The sequence below is a fragment of the Chromobacterium haemolyticum DSM 19808 genome (assembly GCF_000711885.1).
GTDB classification, from domain to species: Bacteria; Pseudomonadota; Gammaproteobacteria; order Burkholderiales; family Chromobacteriaceae; genus Chromobacterium; species Chromobacterium haemolyticum.
In genome coordinates this window covers 77,172-97,486 of the sequence record NZ_JONK01000019.1, presented here as the reverse complement: position 1 = coordinate 97,486, position 20,315 = coordinate 77,172, and the positions used below count along the sequence as shown (strand labels likewise).

Annotated in this window: 18 protein-coding genes; 15 read left to right on the top strand and 3 right to left on the bottom strand. The window is 61.3% G+C overall.

What is annotated here, in order from left to right:
• The first annotated feature begins 124 nt into the window (after positions 1–124).
• The 7 genes from BR71_RS12900 to yacG all read left to right on the top strand — a co-directional run bounded on the left by BR71_RS12900 (position 125) and on the right by yacG (position 7,113).
• Positions 125–1,258: a porin gene (locus tag BR71_RS12900; RefSeq protein ID WP_043637934.1), complete on the top strand. Its 1,134-nt coding sequence runs from the start codon at positions 125–127 to the stop codon at positions 1,256–1,258.
• A gap of 221 nt (positions 1,259–1,479) precedes the next feature.
• On the top strand, positions 1,480–3,186 hold the full coding sequence (gene pilB / locus BR71_RS12895; protein ID WP_043637931.1) for a type IV-A pilus assembly ATPase PilB: 1,707 nt from the start codon (positions 1,480–1,482) through the stop codon (positions 3,184–3,186).
• A 213-nt stretch (positions 3,187–3,399) separates the two neighbouring features.
• Positions 3,400–4,623 (top strand): type II secretion system F family protein, encoded by a 1,224-nt coding sequence (locus BR71_RS12890; RefSeq protein ID WP_043637928.1) that lies wholly within the window; start codon positions 3,400–3,402, stop codon positions 4,621–4,623.
• Positions 4,620–5,489: a prepilin peptidase gene (locus tag BR71_RS12885; RefSeq protein WP_043637925.1), complete on the top strand. Its 870-nt coding sequence runs from the start codon at positions 4,620–4,622 to the stop codon at positions 5,487–5,489. The genes BR71_RS12890 and BR71_RS12885 overlap by 4 nt, the downstream gene beginning before the upstream one ends.
• Positions 5,479–6,090, top strand: coding sequence for a dephospho-CoA kinase (coaE, locus tag BR71_RS12880; RefSeq protein ID WP_043637922.1), 612 nt, complete (start codon positions 5,479–5,481; stop codon positions 6,088–6,090). The genes BR71_RS12885 and coaE overlap by 11 nt, the downstream gene beginning before the upstream one ends.
• Before the next feature lie 38 nt (positions 6,091–6,128).
• A complete protein-coding gene (gene zapD / locus BR71_RS12875) occupies positions 6,129–6,887 on the top strand; it encodes a cell division protein ZapD (protein ID WP_019100891.1) in 759 nt (252 codons plus the stop codon).
• Between the two features lie 37 nt (positions 6,888–6,924).
• Entirely contained in the window at positions 6,925–7,113 is a 189-nt protein-coding gene (gene yacG, locus BR71_RS12870; RefSeq protein ID WP_043591348.1) for a DNA gyrase inhibitor YacG, read from the top strand.
• Positions 7,114–7,178: 65 nt separating this feature from the next.
• Here the strand turns inward: yacG and BR71_RS12865 are convergent, their stop codons facing one another.
• Positions 7,179–8,420: an N-acetylmuramoyl-L-alanine amidase gene (locus BR71_RS12865; RefSeq protein WP_043637921.1), complete on the bottom strand. Its 1,242-nt coding sequence runs from the start codon at positions 8,418–8,420 to the stop codon at positions 7,179–7,181.
• Positions 8,381–8,866, bottom strand: coding sequence for a tRNA (adenosine(37)-N6)-threonylcarbamoyltransferase complex ATPase subunit type 1 TsaE (gene tsaE / locus BR71_RS12860; RefSeq protein ID WP_370551756.1), 486 nt, complete (start codon positions 8,864–8,866; stop codon positions 8,381–8,383). The genes BR71_RS12865 and tsaE overlap by 40 nt, the downstream gene beginning before the upstream one ends.
• Here tsaE and queG point away from each other — a divergent pair.
• Positions 8,865–9,947, top strand: coding sequence for a tRNA epoxyqueuosine(34) reductase QueG (gene queG / locus BR71_RS12855; RefSeq protein WP_324606831.1), 1,083 nt, complete (start codon positions 8,865–8,867; stop codon positions 9,945–9,947). The genes tsaE and queG overlap by 2 nt on opposite strands.
• A gap of 3 nt (positions 9,948–9,950) precedes the next feature.
• Here queG and BR71_RS12850 read toward each other — a convergent pair whose 3' ends face one another.
• Complete coding sequence (locus BR71_RS12850) at positions 9,951–10,367, bottom strand: MaoC family dehydratase (RefSeq protein WP_019100896.1); 417 nt, start codon at positions 10,365–10,367, stop codon at positions 9,951–9,953.
• Between the two features lie 319 nt (positions 10,368–10,686).
• On the opposite strand from BR71_RS12850, the gene BR71_RS12845 reads away from it, so the two are divergent.
• The 7 genes from BR71_RS12845 to gspF all read left to right on the top strand — a co-directional run bounded on the left by BR71_RS12845 (position 10,687) and on the right by gspF (position 20,314).
• Positions 10,687–11,436, top strand: a complete 750-nt coding sequence (locus BR71_RS12845) for an electron transfer flavoprotein subunit beta/FixA family protein (protein ID WP_043637914.1) — start codon at positions 10,687–10,689, stop codon at positions 11,434–11,436.
• Between the two features lie 3 nt (positions 11,437–11,439).
• Positions 11,440–12,372 (top strand): electron transfer flavoprotein subunit alpha/FixB family protein, encoded by a 933-nt coding sequence (locus BR71_RS12840; protein ID WP_043591345.1) that lies wholly within the window; start codon positions 11,440–11,442, stop codon positions 12,370–12,372.
• A 220-nt stretch (positions 12,373–12,592) separates the two neighbouring features.
• Entirely contained in the window at positions 12,593–14,374 is a 1,782-nt protein-coding gene (locus BR71_RS12835; RefSeq protein WP_043637909.1) for an acyl-CoA dehydrogenase C-terminal domain-containing protein, read from the top strand.
• 516 nt (positions 14,375–14,890) lie between these two features.
• A complete protein-coding gene (locus tag BR71_RS12830) occupies positions 14,891–15,478 on the top strand; it encodes a hypothetical protein (RefSeq protein ID WP_162179215.1) in 588 nt (195 codons plus the stop codon).
• 11 nt (positions 15,479–15,489) lie between these two features.
• Positions 15,490–17,646 (top strand): type II secretion system secretin GspD, encoded by a 2,157-nt coding sequence (gspD, locus tag BR71_RS12825; protein WP_043637905.1) that lies wholly within the window; start codon positions 15,490–15,492, stop codon positions 17,644–17,646.
• On the top strand, positions 17,643–19,103 hold the full coding sequence (gene gspE / locus BR71_RS12820) for a type II secretion system ATPase GspE (RefSeq protein ID WP_043637902.1): 1,461 nt from the start codon (positions 17,643–17,645) through the stop codon (positions 19,101–19,103). Before gspD ends, gspE begins: the two co-directional genes overlap by 4 nt.
• Complete coding sequence (gene gspF, locus BR71_RS12815) at positions 19,103–20,314, top strand: type II secretion system inner membrane protein GspF (protein ID WP_043637899.1); 1,212 nt, start codon at positions 19,103–19,105, stop codon at positions 20,312–20,314. The genes gspE and gspF overlap by 1 nt, the downstream gene beginning before the upstream one ends.
• Position 20,315: the final 1 nt, after the last annotated feature.

Below are 20,315 nucleotides of genomic sequence, written 5' to 3'. Positions count from 1 at the left end.
CGTCGGTCTTATATTGAGGCTAGCGATCACCGAAGCATATCGGTGGCACATAAATGTCCGGGTTCTCTGGCTTTAGAACAGCGAAATCAACAGGACAACATCAACTGACTTGAAAGGAACTGCAATGAACAAGACGCATATCGCTCTTGCAATCGCCGCCCTGATGCCGGCCGCCGCCGCGATGGCCGACGTCACCATCTACGGTGAAATCCGTGGTGGTTACGAGTACAACAAGACCTACAGCTCCACAATCAGCTTGGATGGCAACAACAAGCTGCAAGGCGGCTCTGAGATCAACGACTGGACTTCCCGCATTGGTTTCAAGGGCAACGAGGACTTGGGCAACGGTTTGAAAGCCATCTGGCAGGTCGAGAACCGCGTGCATATCGATGGAGCCTCCAATAGCGGCGATACTTTCGCGACGCGCGACAGTTTCATCGGCTTGGCCGGCGACAGCTGGGGTAAGGTTCGCTTGGGCCGCCTCTCCAACTACGCCAACGATATGATGGAGCAAGTTGACCCTGGCTACTACAGCAACCAGAGCGTTGGCGGTTTGGGTTACTTCACCCGCTTGGATGATCGTGTTAATAACGCAGTGCGTTATGATAGCCCGAACTGGAATGGCTTCAGCTTTGCCTTGCTGTATGGCACCGATGAAAGTCGCAAGGTTGTTAACGGCTCCACTACCAATAACCAGACTTGGAACCTGGGTCTGAGTTATGAAAACTCCGGTTTCTTTGGTAAGTACAACTACCAGAACTGGAACGACGCTGACAAAGTTGGCGGCAACAAAGACTGGCATCGTCTTGAAGCTGGTTATATGGCCAACAACCTCTACGTAGCTTTGGGCTATCAGCAAATTCAGGGTTATGGCTTCGGCAGTTTCTACAATGGTAAAGTCGGCACGGCAGTAAGTGATATCGTTGCTGCGAATTTGGTCGCGAATAATCCTGGCCTGACTTTGGCTCAGGCTAACGCGGCAATCAACTCGCTGAAGTTGAAAACCAAAGAAGCGGCTCTGACCCTCGGTTACACCTTTGGAGCCTTTACCCCGTACTTCTCTTATGTCAAAGGTTACGATGCCAGCTTGAACGGCAATACCATCGACAAGTCCGGCTACGATCAGTTTGTTTTGGCTCTGGACTATGCTTTGTCCAAGCGTACCGAGGTTTACACCTCCTACGGTCACGTGAAGTGGAAAGACGGTACTCTGGACAAGGAAAACTCCTTTGGCCTGGGCCTGATACACCGCTTCTAAGCATATTTGAACTTGAGCTTGAAAGGACTGCTTCGGCAGTCCTTTTTGTTTTGGCGTGGATGCTTGGCGTAATCCGGCCACGCCGGGATTTAAGTCAAAGTAGCCCCCGCATTTTGCATATAATGTTGTAACGGTAGTGCGGTGGTCTTCAAGGTGGCGAGCTCTGACTCAGGAGCGCCGCGCGGTGTTGTCTAATCTGTTCACTGGTGAGTTGCAAGCGTATGGAAGCTTCGGCTGGCATTTCCGGCTTGGGTCGGGCCTTGGTGCAAAACAATATGCTGTTGCAGCAGGATGCGGACGCAATCCTGCGCCAGTCTCAGGCATCGCACATCAGCTTTGTCGAGCAGCTGATTCAGAGCAAGAAGATGACGGCGCAGGATGTGGCGATGTTCGCGTCCAAGACCTTTGGTTACCCTTTGCTGGATATGTCGGCCATTGATCTTGATCAGTTGCCCAAGGGTGTGGTTGATGACGAGCTGATCGCCAGCCGGCGCTTGCTGCCCCTGCTCAAGCGTGGCAACAAGCTGTATGTAGGCACTTCCGACCCCACCCAGACCTCCGCCTATCACGCCATCACCTTCAAGACTGGGATGACGGTGGAAATCGTGGTGGTGGAGGACGATAAGCTGGGCAAGATGCTCGGCAAGTACAGCGAGGATGCCACCGCCGCGATCAAGGCCCTGGAGAACGAGGATTTTGGCGATCTTGAATTCGCCGATCCGGATGCGCCGACCGATGCCGGCCCACAGCCGGATGTCGATGATGCGCCTGTGGTCAAGTTCATCCATAAGGTGTTGTTGGATGCGATCAATGGCGGCGCGTCCGATATTCATTTCGAGCCCTATGAGAAGTTCTATCGCATCCGCTACCGGGTAGACGGGGTGTTGAAGGAGATTTCGCAGCCGCCCCTGGTATTGAAGGAAAAGATCGCCTCCCGGATCAAGGTGATTTCCAAGCTGGATATTTCGGAGAAGCGAGTGCCGCAGGATGGCCGGATGAAGCTGGTCATCTCCAAGGCGCGGGCAATCGACTTCCGGGTCAGCACCTTGCCCACCTTGTACGGCGAGAAGATCGTCATGCGTATTCTGGATTCGTCGGCGGCGAATCTGGATATTGAGCAGTTGGGTTTTGAGCCGGAGCAGAAACGCCTACTGCTGGACGCGATTGCGCGGCCCTACGGCATGGTGCTGGTCACCGGACCTACCGGTAGCGGTAAAACGGTGTCCTTGTACACCTGCCTCAATCTGTTGAACAAGCCGGATATCAATATCGCCACCGCCGAAGACCCTGTGGAAATCAACTTGCCGGGCATCAATCAGGTCAACGTCAACGAGCGTGCCGGGCTGACCTTCGCTTCGGCCTTGAAGGCCTTCCTGCGTCAGGATCCCGACGTGATCATGGTGGGTGAGATCCGGGATTTCGAAACGGCGGACATCGCGATCAAGGCGGCTCAGACCGGCCATATGGTGTTTTCCACTCTACACACCAATAACGCGCCGGCGACTTTGACCCGGATGCTGAATATGGGGGTGGCGCCGTTCAACATCGCCAGCTCGGTGTTGCTGATCATGGCGCAGCGTTTGGCGCGCCGTTTGTGCGCGCATTGCAAGAAACCGGCGGAGATTCCGGAGGAGGCATTGCTGCGGGCGGGATTCAAGCAAGAGGAGTTGGATGGAAGCTGGAAGCCCTACGCGCCGGTGGGTTGCGAGGAGTGTCGCAACACCGGCTACCGTGGCCGTACCGGTATTTACGAAGTGATGCCGATTACCGATGCGATGACGCGTTTGATCATGCAAAACGGCACCGCCATCGATATCGCCGACCTGGCGCGCAAGGAGGGCATGGTGGACTTGCGCCATGCCGGTTTGCTGAAGGTGAAGGCGGGGTTGACGTCGTTGACGGAGATTGAAGCGGTGACTAACGAGTAAGAACCTGTTCACGACCTGCGCGCGTCGGCGATGCGGCGTTGAAAATCGCTTCGAAATGCTCATGTACCACTTGTACACTCCGCTTTCTCAGCCCTTTTCGCCTTGTGTCGCTCTTGCTTTCGAGACTTTGAACAGGGTCTAAGAGCGGTTTTGCGCCTCCGGCGGCCGCCGGAACGCTGACTTAACGGCTTGGAATAAGAAAGAGGCCATGGAATGGCAGTCACGGTAGCAAAAAAAGCGACGCCGGGCTTTGTCTGGGAATGGGAAGGCAAGGACAAGGCGGGTAAGGCGATACGCGGGGAACTGCGAGCGGAGTCCGAGGCGGTGGCCAAGACTCAACTGCGGCGTCAGGGCATCAATGTCGTCAAGATCAAGCGTCGGCGCGGAGGCTTCGGCAAACGCATCACCGAACGGGACATCACCTTGTTCACCCGGCAACTGGCGACCATGATGCGCGCCGGGGTGCCCTTGTTGCAGGCTTTCGATATCGCGGCCAAGGGTCACAGCAATCCAGCCGTGACCAAGATGCTGCTGGAGGTGCGCGCCGACGTTGAAACCGGCTTGTCGCTGGCGGAGTCCTTCCGCAAACGTCCCTTGTACTTTGACAAGCTGTTCTGCAACATCATCGCCGCGGGCGAAACCGGCGGCGTGCTGGACTCCTTGCTGGACAAATTGGCCACTTACAAGGAAAAAGTGATGGCGATCAAGGGCAAGATCAAGTCGGCCCTGATCTACCCGTCTGCCATTGTCGGCACTGCCTTCATCATTACCGCCGTAATCATGATTTACGTGATTCCGGCATTCAAGGATTTGTTCTCTAGTTTCGGCGCCAATTTGCCGGCGCCGACGCTGTTCGTGATCTGGTTGTCGGATGGCTTTGTCCATTACTGGTGGCTGATCTTCGGGGTGATTTTCGGCGGCCTGTTCGGCTTTCTCTACGCCTTCAAGCGAACGCCCAAGTTGCAAGAGCAGATGGATCGCATCCTGCTGCGCCTGCCGGTGATCGGCGATATCATCCGCAAGGCCACTATCGCGCGTTGGGCGCGCACCTTGTCTACCTTGTTCGCCGCCGGGGTGCCCTTGGTGGAAGCGCTGGATTCGGTGGGCGGCGCCTCCGGCAACCAGGTGTACGCGGATGCCACCAAGCGGATTCAGAACGATGTCAGCACCGGTTCCAGCCTCAACTATTCGATGCAGCGGACCGACTTGTTCCCTAATATGGTGCTGCAGATGACCTCGATTGGGGAGGAGTCCGGCTCGCTGGACCAGATGTTGGACAAGGTGGCGGATTTTTACGAAGAAGAAGTCGACAATGCGGTTGCCGCGCTGTCCAGTTTGCTGGAGCCGGCCATCATGGTGATTCTGGGGGTATTGATCGGCGGTTTGATCATTGCGATGTATATGCCGATTTTCAAAATGGGTCAGGTGGTTGGATGATTGAGGAGTGGCGCTGGATCGCCGGCTCGTACCCGCTGGCTTTCGCCGGCGCGGCGCTGGCGCTGGGTTTGTTGGTTGGCAGTTTTTTGAATGTGATCATTCATCGCTTGCCCAAGATGCTGGAGGCCGAGTGGCGGCGCAATTGCGTTGATTGTCTGCAGCTGGAAGAGGGCGAGACGTCCGAGCCCTACAACTTAATGCGGCCTGCCTCGCACTGCCCGCAATGCCGGGCCGCGGTGCGTCCGTGGCAGAATATCCCGGTGTTGAGCTTTGTGTTGCTGCGCGGACGCTGCGGCAGTTGCCGAGCCAAGATCCCTTGGCGCTATCCGGTCGTGGAGCTGTCGACCGGGCTGTTGTTCGCTTTCCTGGCCTGGCGTTTCGGCTGGTCGGAACAGCTGCCGGCCTATATGGGTTTGACCGCGGTGCTGCTGGCCCTGACTTTTATCGACGCGGATACGCAGCTGCTGCCGGACAACCTGACTTTGCCCTTGCTGTGGGGGGGCTTGTTATTCAATTTGCTGACTGGCACCGTGCCGCTGGTGGACGCGGTGATCGGCGCGATGGCGGGTTATCTGTGCCTGTGGTTGCTGTTTCACGGCTTCAAGCTGGCCACCGGCAAGGAGGGCATGGGCTATGGCGACTTCAAGCTGCTGGCCGCTTTGGGCGCGTGGTTGGGGTGGACTTTGCTGCCCTTGGTGATTTTGCTGTCTTCGCTGGTGGGGGCAGTGGTGGGCGTGATCTTGATTTTGCTGTCCAAGCACGGACGCGGTCAGCCGCTGCCGTTTGGCCCTTATCTTGCGGCCGCCGGCTGGATCGCTTTGATCTGGGGGCAGGACATTGTGAATTGGTATTTGCATGCCTATTAAAGTCGTGGGTTTGACCGGCGGCATTGGTTCCGGCAAAAGCGCGGCGGCTGATCGTTTCGCTGAATTGGGCGTGCCGGTGATTGATACCGACGCCATCGCGCATGAGTTGACCGGCCCGTGCGGCGCGGCGATGCCGGCCTTGGAGGCGGAGTTCGGCGCGGAGGCGGTGCGAGCGGATGGTGGTTTGGATCGGGGCTGGATGCGCGAGCGGGTGTTCGCCGACTCAAGCAGCCGGCAGCGGCTTGAGAGCGTGTTGCATCCGCTGATCCGACGGCAGAGCGAAGCCGGGGTGGCCGCTGCGCGCGGGCCGTATTGCGTGCTGGTGGTGCCCTTATTGTTCGAAACCGGGCATTATCTGCCGATGCTGTCGCGTACCTTGCTGGTGGACTGCGACGAGTCGGTGCAACTAGAGCGGGTGATGTGGCGCAACGGCATGGACGAAAAAGCCGTGCGCGCGATCATGGCGGCGCAATGTTCGCGAGCGCAGCGACGTGAACGCGCCGACGATATAATTTGTAATAATGACAGCTTGGCTGCATTGAGGCTTCAAGTCGACGCCAAACACGATTATTATCTTGCCAGCCTAGCCGATAGATCATAACCGGGCTCTCGCGAGCCAAGCAGAAGGGCCGATGCGCCGTGATCAGTTTTGAGTTTCCCGTCACCGAGCGAACCCGCATCCTGCTCCGCCTGGAGCATCTCTACGCACGTCTTGGGTATTTCATCGGCAAGGACCATCCGTATGATCATCATGCGGCCCTGCTGGTGTTGTTCGAGCTGATGGAAACCGCCTCGCGCGCGGATTTGAAGGCGGATCTGCTGCAGGAGCTGGAGCGGCAGAAACAGATGCTGGAAGCGCTGCGCGAGAATCCGCAGGTGGCGGAGGAGACCCTGGAGGGGGTGCTGGAGGACATTGAGCACGCGTCCAGCCGTTTGCTGGCGCTGACCGGCAAGTTTGGTCAACACTTGCGTGAAAACGAGTGGCTGATGGCGATCAAGCAGCGCGCTGGCATTCCCGGCGGCACCTGCCAGTTCGATTTGCCGTCCTATCACCAGTGGCAGCAGAAGTCGGCTGAAGTGCGGCGCCAGGATATCAAGCGCTGGGCGTCGCCATTGATGCCCACCGCCGAGGCGGCGGGCATTCTGTTGACCCTGTTGCGCGATAGCGGCAAGACCCATCATTACGTGGCGCGCCGAGGCGTGTTCCAGCAGATGTCCGGCGGCAAGGTGGTGCAGCTGATCCGCGTGGCCTACGACGGCGGCCTGGAACTGCTGCCCGAGCTGTCCGCCAATAAATATGCGCTCAATATCCGCTTTGTCAGCGCGGTGACCGGGGAGTCCCGGCCGCGGCAGACCGAGCAGGATGTCGAGTTTCACCTGACCAATTGCAAGTTCTGACCGGCGTGCGCTGGTCTTTGCCCCGTTTTGAGAAGCCATGTCTGATTCTGTTCGCGTTGTCGCCTGTCCCACTTGTCGCGCTCCGGTGCGCTGGGAGCCGCAAAGCCAGTTCCGTCCGTTTTGCAGCAAGCGCTGCCGTTTGATTGATTTGGGCGAGTGGGCGTCGGAAAGCTACCGGGTGCCGGCGCAGGAAGAGTCGCCGAGCGAGGCGAGCCGCGGCGAGTGAGCGCCCGGCCTCAATGAAAAACAGGTCCCATCAGGGACCTGTTTCGTTTGGTGGGAGGGAGCGGCTCAGGCTCGGGCGGCCAGCGCCGCGCCTTGCGAAAAATAACCCTTCATGCCGGTGAAGATGGCATTGGCCATTTGCTGCTGGAAGTCGCTGCTGAGCAGGCGCTGTTCTTCTTCCGGGTTGGAGATGAAGGCGGTCTCCACCAGGATGGACGGGATGTCCGGCGCTTTCAGCACCGCGAAGCCGGCTTGCTCCACCGCGCTCTTGTGCAGCTTGTTGAGGCCGCCCAGATGCCCCAGCACGGTCTTGCCCAGTTTCAGGCTGTCGTTGATGGTGGCGGTTTGGGTCAGGTCCAGCAGGGTGTGCGCCAGGTATTTGTCCTTGCTGCCAATCTTGACTCCGCCGATCAGGTCGGCGTCGTTCTGGCTTTGCGCCAGTGCCTTGGCGAAGGCGCTGGTAGCGCCTTTTTCCGACAGCGCGAACACCGAGGATCCGCGCGCGGCGCGGTTGGGCGCGGCGTCGGCATGGATGGACACAAAGAGGTCGGCGTTCAGCTTGCGGGCCTTGGCCACGCGCACGCCCAGCGGGATGAACACGTCTTCCTCGCGGGTCATATAGGCCTTCATATTGCTTTCCGCGTCGACCAGCCGTTTCAACTGTTTACCGATGCGCAGCACCACGTCTTTCTCGCGAGTGCCGTTCAGGCCGACGGCGCCGGGGTCTTCGCCGCCGTGGCCCGGGTCCAGCATCACGATGATGGGGCGGTTGCTGTCTTTTTTCTTGGGCTTGATCTGCGGCCCAGGCTGTTCCAGCTTGCCCTTGTTGTAGTCCTGCAGCAGGGCGAGCAGGGGATCGTCTTGCTGGCCGCCGGCCGGGTAAAGATCCACCACCAGCCGGTGTTTGTATTCGGCCACCGGCGCCAGGGTGAAGGCTTGCGGCTTGACGTCGGCTTTCAACTCCAGCACCAGGCGCACGGTTTCCGGGTCGAACTGGCCGGCGCGGGCGGTCTTGATATAGGGATCGGCGGCGGAAATCTGGCCGCCGATGTCTTTCAGCACGCTGTTGAGCTGCACGCCTTGCAGGTCAATCACCAAGCGGTTGGGGTTGGGGATGGTGAACTGCTTGTACTGAATGGCCTCGCTGGCTTCCAGCGTGATGCGGGTATAGGTCGACGCAGGCCATATGCGCAAGGCGACAACCTGGCTGCCGGAGGCGAAGCCGACGCGGCTCACCGACAGCATGAAGGTGGCGGCCGCGGCGCCGATCAAGCGGCGGCGGATGGGGTCGAAAGTCGAATCAGGCATGACTGTCCGGTTTCTGAGTGGGCAAGTAAACGATAATTGCGACCATTTCCGGCCACGGCTAGTTCCAACACGATGTCGGCGCGCGGCAGCAGGTCCGCGGCCTTGTCCGGCCATTCGACCAGACACAGGCTGTCCGGACCGAAGTATTCGCGGAAGCCGGCATCCTCCCATTCCTCGGGATCGGCGAAACGGTACAGGTCGAAATGGTGCACGCTATAGTGAGGAAAAGAATAGCTCTCCACCAGAGTATAGGTGGGGCTTTTGACCTTGCCGGCATGGCCGAGCGCGGTCAGCAGGCCGCGCGTGAACGTGGTCTTGCCTGCGCCCAGGTCGCCTAATAGATAGACGACGAGGCCGGCTTGCGCCGCTTCGGCGAAGGCTTTGCCCAGCGCCAGAGTGGCGGTTTCATCTTCCAGGTAGCCGCAGCGAACGCTGGTATCATCCATGGCCATGACCGAAAACTCTTTACAAAAAACGGATTATCCCGAATTGGCGCGCCAAATCAAAGCCTGGGCGCGCGAATTGGGTTTCGCCGACGCCAGAATCGGTCGCGCCGGCCTGCCGCCGGAGGCGGAACAGAAGTTGAACGCCTGGCTGGCCGCCGGTTATCACGGCGAGATGGACTATATGGCTCGCCACGGCTCCTTGCGGGTCAAGCCGGCTGATCTGGTGCCCGGCACCCTGTCCGTTATTTCTCTGCGCATGCATTACTGGCCGCAGGCCCGCGCTTCGGCCGAAGTGCTGGCAGACGGCGGCAAAGCCTATTTATCGCGTTACGCGCTGGGACGCGATTATCACAAGGTCTTGCGCAACCGGCTGCAGGCGCTGGCGGAGCGGATCAAGCGGGAAATCGGCGATTTCGGTTACCGGGTGTTCACCGATAGCGCTCCTGTGGCAGAGGTGGCGCTGGCGGCCCAGGCTGGATTGGGCTGGCGAGGCAAACATACTCTGCTGCTGACCAAGAACGAGGGCTCCTTGTTTTTCCTGGGGGAGGTCTTCACCGATCTGCCCTTGCCGGAGGACGAGGCGGAGGACGGTCATTGCGGCCGCTGCACCCGCTGCATCGATGTCTGTCCCACGGCGGCCATCGTCGCGCCCTATACCGTGGACGCGCGGCGCTGCATTTCCTACCTGACGATAGAATTGAAGCGGGCGATTCCGGAGGAGATGCGGCCCTTGATCGGCAACCGTGTTTACGGTTGCGACGATTGTCAGTTGTTCTGTCCGTGGAACCGCTTCGCGGTCGATAGCCGTGAGACGGATTTTGCGGTGCGTCATGGTCTGGACGACGTGAGCTTGCTAGAGTTGTTCGCTTGGAGCGAGGCCGAGTTCAAGGAAAAGATGGCTGGCAGCCCGATTTACCGCATCGGCTACCTTAAGTGGCTGTCTAACTTGGCGGTGGGCCTGGGCAACGCGCCCACCACGCCGGAAGTGGTGGCGGGGCTGCGGGCGCGTTTGGATTTTCCCGACGAAATGGTGGCCGAGCCGGTGCGCTGGGCGCTGGGCCGGCACGGCGTCATCGTCTGAAGCTCAGGGTTTGCTGGGCGCCTTGACCAAGGATTCGCCTTCCAGCACCACCTTGCCGCGGACCGAGCATTGAGTCGCCAATTTGACGAAGTGTTTGTCCGGGTTCAGCTCTATCACGGTGGCGCGGGCGGTCACGGTGTCGCCGATGCGCACCGGCGCTTTGAAACGGGTGGATTGCGATAGATAGATGGTGCCGTGGCCGGGCAATTGGGTGCCCACTACGGTGGAGATCAGGCTGGCGGTCAGCATGCCGTGCGCGATGCGTGTCTCGAACGGCGTTTGTTCCGCGTATTCCTGATTGATGTGCACCGGGTTGTTGTCGCCGGATACGGCGGCGAACATCAGCACGTCGGCTTCGGTGATGGTCTTGCTGAATTCGGCGAAATCGCCGAGCTGAAGATCTTCAAACCAAACAGTCATGACCGCTCCTGACTTGATATGACGATAAAATGCTGCGGTGCATTGTGACAGCTTTTGGCCGAAATGCAAATTGCCGAGAAATCACGTACTATCGGCGATAAGTTGCGTTTTTGCCACGCTGTATGCAATACAAATCAACCAAACGCTCGTTTGAATTTGTCCTTGGGGCATAATCAGGCTTGCTTCGGCAATTGCTGCTTCCGCGTTCGATCAATCCAGACGGCGGCATTTCTGAAACGGCCGCGCTTGGCGGCGCGGCGGCAGCTATAAGCCGCTCCAGGTTTCTTTTGAGAGATGTCCAGAGGTTTGTTGGAGGAATATGAAAGTTCTAGTCGCTGTGAAACGCGTTGTGGATTACAACGTGAAGGTTCGGGTCAAGGCCGACGGCACTGACGTGGATATCGCCAACGTCAAGATGTCGATGAACCCGTTTGACGAAATCGCGGTGGAAGAGGCGGTGCGCCTCAAGGAAGCCGGCAAGGTCAGTGAAATCGTGGCGGTGTCGCTGGGCGTGAAGCAATGCGAGGAGACGCTGCGCACCGCGCTGGCGATGGGCGCGGATCGCGCCATCCTGGTGGAAACCGACGTGGAGCTGCAGCCGCTGGCGGTGGCCAAATTGCTGAAAGCCGTGGCGGAAAAAGAACAGCCGCAGCTCTTGATCGTGGGCAAGCAGGCGATTGACGACGACGCCAACCAAACCGGCCAGATGGTGTCCGCGCTGCTGGGCTGGGGCCAGGGCGCTTTCGCCTCCAAGGTGGAACTGTCGGCGGAGACCGTGGACGTGACCCGCGAGATCGACGGCGGTTTGGAAACCGTCAAGCTGCGCCTTCCTGCGGTGGTCACTTCCGACCTGCGCTTGAACGAGCCGCGTTTCATCAAGCTGCCCAACATCATGGCGGCCAAGAAAAAGCCGCTGGACAAGACCACGCCGGCGGAGCTGGGCGTGGACGCCGCTCCCCGTCTGAAGACGTTGAAGGTGGCGGAGCCTTCCAAGCGCAGCGCCGGCATCAAGGTGGCCAACGCCGCCGAGCTGGTCGCCAAACTGAAAACCGAAGCAAAGGTGCTGTAAGCCATGGCCATTCTCGTTATCGCTGAACACGACAACCAGAGCCTGAAAGCAGGCACCCTGAACACCATTACCGCCGCCGCCAAGCTGGGCGAAGTGCACCTGCTGGTGGCCGGCCACAACGCCGCCGCAGCAGCAGAAGCCGCCAAGAGCGTGGCGGGCGTGGCCAAAGTGCTGCTGGCGGATGCCGCGCACTACGCGCACGGCCTGGCCGAGAACCTGGGCGTGCTGGTGTCCGGCCTGGCCACGAGCTACAGCCACGTACTGGCGCCGGCGTCTTCCTTCGGCAAAAACCTGCTGCCGCGCGTAGCCGCGCTGCTGGACGTGGCGCAGATCTCCGAGATCGTCGCCATTGAGTCCGCCGATACCTTCGTGCGGCCCATCTACGCCGGCAACGTGCTGGCCACCGTGCAGTCCGCAGACCCGATCAAGGTCATCACCGTGCGCACCACCGCCTTCGACGCGGCGGGCCAGGGCGGCTCCGCCGCGGTGGAAGCCGTGGCCGCTGCCGCCGACGCGCAGCTGTCCAGCTTTGTGGGTCAGGAACTGACCAAGTCCGATCGTCCGGAACTGGGCTCGGCCAAGGTCATCGTTTCCGGCGGCCGCGCCTTGGGTTCGGAGGAGCAGTTCAAGGCGGTAATCGATCCGCTGGCGGACAAGCTCTCCGCCGCCGTTGGCGCTTCCCGCGCCGCGGTGGACGCCGGCTACGCGCCAAACGACTACCAAGTGGGTCAGACGGGCAAGGTCGTGGCGCCGCAGCTGTACTTCGCAGTCGGCATTTCCGGCGCCATCCAGCACCTGGCCGGCATGAAGGATTCCAAGGTGATCGTCGCCATCAACAAGGACGAGGAAGCGCCTATCTTCCAAGTGGCGGATTACGGCATCGTCGGCGATCTGTTCACTGTTGTTCCGGAGTTGATGGCCGAGTTGTCCAAATAATCCCGCGTCCGCGCCGCGAGCCTCTCGCCGGCGTGGATGGGGTTCGGCGCGCCGCATGGCCGCCGGAACAAGAATATTCAGCCGGCAACGCCCGCGCGCAGTCATCGGCCCGATGCGGGCCGGACCCGTGCGGCGCTTGCCGGCTTTTTCATGTCTGCGAATAGAAACCGATTGCCGGCTGCGGAGGCCATCCCAGCCATCCAAACACGAGGAGAAGGCGATGATTTATCAAGCACCGATCAAGGACATCCAATTCGCGCTTAACGAGTTGGCCGAGCTTCCGGCCATTTGCGGCCTGCCGGGCTATGGCGAGTGCTCGGTGGAACTGGTGGACGCCATTTTGGAAGAGGGCGCCAAGTTTGCCGAGGGCGTATTGGCTCCCATCAACAAGCAAGGCGATCAGGGCGCGAAATGGCGCGACGGCGAAGTCAGCGCCGCACCGGGCTTCAAAGACGCCTGGCAGCAATACGTCGAGTCCGGCTGGGTGGGCCTGCGCGCGCCGGAGGCCTACGGCGGTCAGGGCATGCCGGCCCTGGTGGCCACGGCGGCCGAGGAGATGTGGTGTTCCGCCAATTTGGCCTTCTCGCTGGCGCCGCTGCTGACCTTGGGGGCGATCGAAGCCATTCACCATCACGCATCGGACGAACTCAAGAGCGTCTATCTGCCCCCGATGTCCAGCGGCGCCTGGACCGGCACCATGAATTTGACCGAGCCGCAAGCCGGCTCAGATCTGGCTCAGGTGCGCAGCAAGGCGATGCCGCAGGCCGACGGCAGCTATCGCGTCAGCGGCCAGAAAATCTTCATCACCTGGGGCGAGCACGATATGGCGGACAACATCGTCCATCTGGTGTTGGCCCGCTTGCCGGACGCGCCGGCCGGGGTGAAGGGCATCTCCTTGTTCATTGTGCCCAAATTCCTGGTGAATGCCGACGGTAGCCTGGGCGCGCGCAACGACGTGCGTTGCGTATCGCTGGAGCACAAGCTGGGCATCCACGGCAGTCCCACCGCCGTGATGAGCTTCGGAGATCAGGGCGGCGCGGTCGGTTATCTGGTTGGCGAGGCCAACAAGGGCCTGAACTATATGTTCACCATGATGAACCACGCACGCCTGGGCGTGGGCATCGAAGGTCTGGCGGTATCGGAACGCGCCTACCAGAAGGCGGTGGAGTACGCGCGCGATCGGGTGCAGAGCCGTGCCGTGGGCTCGTCCGATCCGACCGGCGTGGCCATTATTCAGCACCCGGATGTGCGCCGCATGCTGCTGACCATGCGCGCCCAAGTGGAAGCGCAGCGCGCGCTGGCCCTGTATACCGCGGCGGCGCTGGACCGCGCCGCGCGTCATCCGGTGGCGAGCGAAAAAGCGCGCAATCAGGCTCTGGCCAATTTCCTGATCCCTATCGTCAAGGGCTGGAACACGGAGCAGGCCAATGAAATCACCAGTCTGGCGCTGCAGGTGCACGGTGGCATGGGATATATCGAGGAAACCGGGGTTGCGCAGTACTACCGCGACGCGCGCATCACCGCCATCTACGAAGGCACCACCGGCATTCAGGCGCTGGACTTGATTGGCCGCAAGACCGCCGGCGAGAGCGGCGTCACTGCCCGCGCCTTGCTGGAAGAGGCGGCCGGTTGCGCGGTCAAGCTGCGCGCGGCGGGCTTGACCAGCCTGGCGGACAATCTGGATGAGGCGGTCAAGCAGGCGCGCCGCAGCGTCGATTTCATCCTGGCCACCTTCGCGGGGCAACCGCAACGTGCGGCGGCCGGATCGGTGCCCTTCCTCAAGCTGATGGGCATTACCCTGGGCGGCTGGCAGATGGCGCGCGCGGCGCTGATCGCCCAGGCCAAGCTGGGCGAGGCCGATGTGGATCACGACTTCTTCAAAGCCAAGCTGGCCACTGCGCGTTTCTACGGCGAGCACTTGCTGCCGCAGGCGGGTGGTTTGGCGGCCGCGATCGTGGAAGGCGCGGACAGCGTGCTGGAGATGGACGAAGCCTGGTTCTGAGGCGGGGAGAGAGGCCAAGAAGACGCCGCGGGTTCCGCGGCGTTTTTTGTTGCCAGGCCGACGCAAGAGCGATTCTTGCATGAGTTTGTAATCGGCCTTTGAGATAATGAAAAAGACCTTGTTGCGAGATGCTGTGCTGCAATATCAAAAACCGTTTGTCATTAAAAATATTTTGCCGCATAGTGTTTGTTCCGCCCCTAGCTACGGGCAGTGTGCGAAATCGGGCGAAAAAATAGTCCTTAATAGAAGAATTAATCGCATGGCGCGCTGATATTCGCCTGAATATTGCCGGGCTATGCAATTCGGTCTTTTTTTGGATTGACCGTATCCTGATGGCGTGCAAATAATCCGCTGCATGACTCACAGCCATGCTTGAGCCAGACCCTCGCCGATTCCACCAAGACGCGAGCGTTTGCTTGAGTCTGGCCGCAAGGTCCGCGCTTAGATTTCAAGAATGAATACAGAAGCCAGGATGCAATGAAGCAAGTGGTCCATTGGAGTGAAAAGGGGAAGCGATTGTTGCCGTCGGCCGCGATGCTGGGACGTCTGGTCGCTGCTTTGCCTTGGCTGGCGCTGGCCGGCGCCGCCGTGTGGCTGGGTACGGTCGCCGCGCCGTTGCTGGGCCCCGCCGCCAAGCAGTGGCGAGGCTTAAGCGAGCCGGCGCCGCAGTCCGCTGCCGCCAATGTGGCGATGGCGCACTGGTTTGGCGAGCCGGTGGCACAACAAGCCGCGGCTTTGCCGCCGGTCAAGCTAATCGGCGTGTACGCTCCGCAGGCTTCAGGCGCGCCCGGCTTCGCGGTGATAGACGACAATGGCCGTTCGGTGGCCTTGTTGCTGGGCAAAACGACGCCGGATGGCTGGGAGCTGGCCCAGATCACCGCCTCCGGCGTGTTGATGCGTTCCGGTGGCAGCGAGCAGTTTGTACCCTTGGTTGAGCGCGTGCCCGGCGCGGGGGCCGTGGTTGGCGGCAATATCCCGCCGACGATGCCGCCGCCGATTTCTCCTCCTTCCCAGGCCCCCGTTTCTCCCCCCGCCGTGGTCCCTGTGAATCCTGAAACCCCGCCGCAACCTGGGCTGGATTCCGCCAGCATGGTTCGCCAATAAGAAGACTGAATATGCGTATCCACAAACTCGTCGCCATCCTGGCCCTGGTCTACGGTTGCAACGCCGCATTGGCCGCCACCCCGCAGAACGATGGAGTGATGCTCAACTTCGTCAACGCCGACATCGAAACCGTGGTCAAGGCGATAGGCGAGATCACCGGCAAGAACTTCATCATCGACCCGCGAGTGAAGGGCACGGTCAACATCGTGTCCAGCAAGCCGGTGCCGCGTGCTTTGTCCTATCAGATCCTGTTGTCTTCCTTGCGTTTGCAGGGCTTCTCTGCGGTGGAGGGCGGCGGCGTGGTCAAGATCGTGCCGGAGGCCGACGCCAAGCTGCACGCCAAGGCCAGCAAGAACATTCCGCGCGGCGACGGCGATCGATTGATCACCAAGGTGTTCACGCTCAAATACGGCAATGCGAATCAGCTGGTGCCGGTGATCCGTCCCATCGTGTCGCCCAACAACACGATTGCAGCCTATCCGCAGTCCAACGCGCTGATCGTCACCGACTACGCGGACAATATCCAGCGCATCGAGTCCATTATCGACTCGATCGAAAGCGCGGCCGCCGGCGATACCGTGGTGGTCCCGGTGCTGTTCGGCTCCGCGGTGGAATTGGCCGGCAGCCTGAACAAGCTGTTGCAGGACAGCGGCGCCGGCGCCGACGGCGGCAAGACCACCATCATTCCTGACGCGCGCGCCAATGTGCTGATGGTGCGCGCCGACACCCCGGGCAAGATCGGCAAGATCAAAAGCCTGTTAAAGCTCCTGGATCAGCCCAGTCAGGCCGGCGCCAATGTGCGCGTGGTCTACCTGAAAAACGCAGAGGCCGGCAAAGTGGCGCAGACGCTGCGCGCGCTGATGACCGGCGACGCCGGCCCCTTGCAGGGCCGCACCGCGGTGAGTACCAATGGCGGCTCCAGCTCCAGCCTGTTGAATCAGAGCGGTTCGGGCAGCGGTTCCGCGTCCTCGTCCAGCGGCTCCGCCAGCGCCGCTCAGGCGGCCAGTCCGGTGGGAGGCGACAGCGCGTCCAGCAGCGGTAGCGGCGGCGGGGCCGGAGGCGGCGGTTCCATGATCCAGGCCGACCCCACCAACAACGCGCTGATTCTGAATGTGCCGGATTCCATGTACCAGAATCTGCGCAATGTCATTGACCTCTTGGACAAGCGCCGAGCACAAGTGATGGTGGAAGCGCTGGTGGTGGAAGTGGCCGCGCAGCGGGTGATGGAGCTGGGCGTGCAGTGGCAGGCGCTGGGCGCGCTCAACGGCAACGGTGCCGGGGTTTTCGGCGGAACCAACTTCCCCGGCACCTCCAATCCGGGAATCATCGGCCTGTCCGGCGGGGCGCTGGCCGGCGGTACCGGTGCCGCCGCCACGCCTCTCGGCGCTCTGGCCGGCTCCGCCGGCCTCAACATCGGCTGGGTCAAGGGCACCGTCAACATTCCTGGCATCGGCACTGTGTTGAATATGGGCGCGCTGGCTCGGGCGATGGAGACGGAAATGGGCGGCAACATCGTGTCCAGTCCGTCCCTGATGGCGATGGACAATGAGAAGGCCAAGATCCAGATTGGTCAGGAAGTGCCTATCCTGACCGGCCAATACAGCAATACCGGCAGCAATAGCAATGGCTCGGTCAACCCCTTCCAGACCTATGACCGCAAGACCATTGGTTTCAATCTGGAAATCACGCCTCAGATTTCCGAAGGCGGCTCCATCCGCATGAAGATTTTGCAGGAAGCGTCCACCATCGTGCCGGGCACCGATAAAAACCCGCAGGGTCCTACCACCAACAAGCGGATGATAGAAACCATCGCCAATGTCGACGACGGCGGCATCATCGCCATCGGCGGCTTGCTGCAGGAAGTGGTCAGCGACAATGAAAGCAAGGTGCCGCTGCTGGGCGACATCCCATGGCTGGGCGCCTTGTTCCGCTACAGCAACAAGAAGCGCGAAAAGACCAATCTGATGATTTTCATCAAGCCCACCATCGTCCGCGACGATCTGGGCGCGCGTTCCATCGCCACCGATCGCTACAACTACATCATTGGCGAAGGCCATAAGGCGGAGAAGGAAAAACTGCAGATGAACCTGGATTCGGCGCTGAAGTCCCTGCCGGAGAGTGGCATCCGCTCGACGCTGGAACAGAGCCTGAAAGCGCAGCCAAAATGAACAAGCCCAAGCTGTCGCCGGCGCTGGGCTTTCCGTTCGCGCGCGCCAACGGCGTCATCCTGCTGGACGGGGAAAGCGGCCGGCATCTGCTGCTGCGCGAAGACAGCCGGCCCGAGGCCTGGGCCGAAGTGTTGCGCCTGCATGGCCAGGGGCTGGCCAGCGTGGAGACGCTGGAGGCCGCCTTGTTCGACAAGCGGCTGTCCGAGCATTACGCCAACCGCGACGGCGCGGCGGCCGAGGTGGTGGACGACATCGGTCAGGATTTGGACCTGACCCAGATGGTGGAGTCCTTGCCGACGGTGGAGGATCTGCTGGAAAGCGAGGGCGACGCGCCCATCATCCGCATGATCAACGCCTTGCTGACCCAGGCGCTGCGCGACGGCGCCTCGGACATCCATATCGAGGCTTTCGAAGACCGCTCGGTGGTGCGTTTCCGCCTGGACGGCTCGCTGCGCGACGTGGTCAGCCCGCACCGCGCGCTGCATGCGGCCATGGTGTCGCGGATCAAGATCATGGCCAACCTCGATATCGCCGAAAAACGCATTCCGCAGGATGGCCGCATCTCGCTGCGCCTGGGCGGCCGCCCGGTGGACGTGCGGGTATCCACGCTGCCCACCAGTCACGGCGAGCGCGTGGTGCTGCGTCTGCTGGACAAGGAAAACGCCCGCCTGGATCTGGCCACGCTGGGCATGGCGGCGGACACCTTGCAGGCGGTGGACAAGGTGATCCGCCAGCCGCACGGCATCCTGTTGGTCACCGGCCCCACCGGTTCGGGCAAGACCACCACGCTGTACGCGGCTTTGTCGCGGCTGGACGCGCGCCATACCAACATCATGACGGTGGAGGACCCGGTGGAGTACCACCTGGACGGCGTCGGCCAGACCCAGGTCAACCCGCGCATTGACATGAGTTTCGCCAAGGCGCTGCGCGCGATTCTGCGCCAGGATCCGGACGTGGTGATGATAGGGGAGATTCGCGATCTGGAAACCGCGCAGATCGCGGTGCAGGCCTCGCTGACCGGTCACCTGGTGTTGGCCACGCTGCACACCAACGACGCGGCCTCGGCGGTGACGCGGCTGGTGGACATGGGCGTTGAGCCCTTCCTTTTGGCGTCCAGCCTGCTGGGCGTGATGGCGCAACGGCTGGTGCGCCGGCTGTGCCCGCACTGCAAGGCGCCGCATCCGGTGCCGCTGGAAGGTTCGGAGGACACGCCGCATTACCGGCCTGCGGGGTGTCCAAGCTGCGGCCATTCCGGCTACAAGGGGCGCTACGGCGTTTATGAACTGCTCTTGGTCGACGATCAGTTGCAGCGTTTGATCCATGATCGCGCTTCCGAGCAGAAAATGCGCGACTACGCCGCCCGCCACGGCATGCGCTCGCTGCGCGACGATGGCCTGCGTTGGGTCAAGGCCGGCGAAACCTCGCTGGAAGAAATCATGCGGGTGACGAGGAACTGATGGCCGCCTTCCGCTTTACCGCTTTCGACCCCGCCGGCAAGGAGCAAAAGGGCTTGCTGGAGGCGGACTCCGCGCGCGCCGCGCGCAGCCAGCTTCGCGAACGCGGCCTGCTGCCGCTGGAGGTGGAAAGCGTCAGCGCCAAGAACGGGGACGCCGGCAGTTCCGCTCTGCGCCGCGGCTTGCCGCGCGCCGAGCTGGTGATGATCACCGAACAGCTGTCCACCCTGCTCAACGCCGGGCTGCCCTTGGAAAAAGCGCTGACCGCGGTGACCGAACAGTGCGAGCACCCGCGCAGCCGCACCGTGCTGGCCGCTTTACGCAGCGACATTCTGGAAGGCAAGAGCTTCGCCCAGGCGCTGTCCGCCGCGCCGGGCGTGTTCTTCCCCTTGTATCGTTCACTGGTGCAGGCCGGCGAGCAATCCGGTCATCTCGACACGGTGATGGCGCGCTTGGCCGAATACTTGGACAAGCGCCAGAACACCCAGCAAAAAGTGATGCTGGCGATGGCCTATCCCGCCGTGGTCACCGTGGTGGCCATTCTGGTGGTGGCCGGCTTGATGAGCTATGTGGTGCCGCAAGTGGTCAGCGTGTTCGCGCAGACCAAGCAGACCTTGCCTTTCCTGACCCGGGCGCTGGTGGCCGCCAGCGATTTTCTGCGGCAGTGGGGCGTTGCGCTGCTGGCGGGCATTGTCGCCGCGCTCTTTCTGACGGTGCGCGCCTTGCGCGCGCCAGCGCTGAAGCGGCGCTTCCACGCCAAGCTGTTGAAGCTGCCGGTGTTCGGCCGTCTGCTGCGCGCGCTCAACACCGCGCGCATGGCCAGCACGCTGTCCATTCTGGTGGGCAGCGGCGTGCCGCTGCTGACCGCGCTTGAAACCGCGCGCGGCCTGATGACCTTGCTGCCGATGCAGGACGCGGTCAGCGAGGCGATGGCCAAAGTGAGAGAAGGCGTGGCGCTGTCGCGCGCGCTGCACGCCACCCGTCAATTCCCGCCGGTGCTGATCCATCTGATAGGCAGCGGCGAATCCAGCGGCACGCTGGCCCATATGCTGGACCGCGCCGCTCAGCAGCAGGAGCAGGAGGTGGAGCGCAAACTCGCCACCTTCACCACCCTGATGGAGCCGCTGCTGATCCTGTTCATGGGCGGCATGGTCTTGTTGATCGTGCTGGCCATCATGATGCCCATCATCGACATGAACCAGATGGTGCATTGAT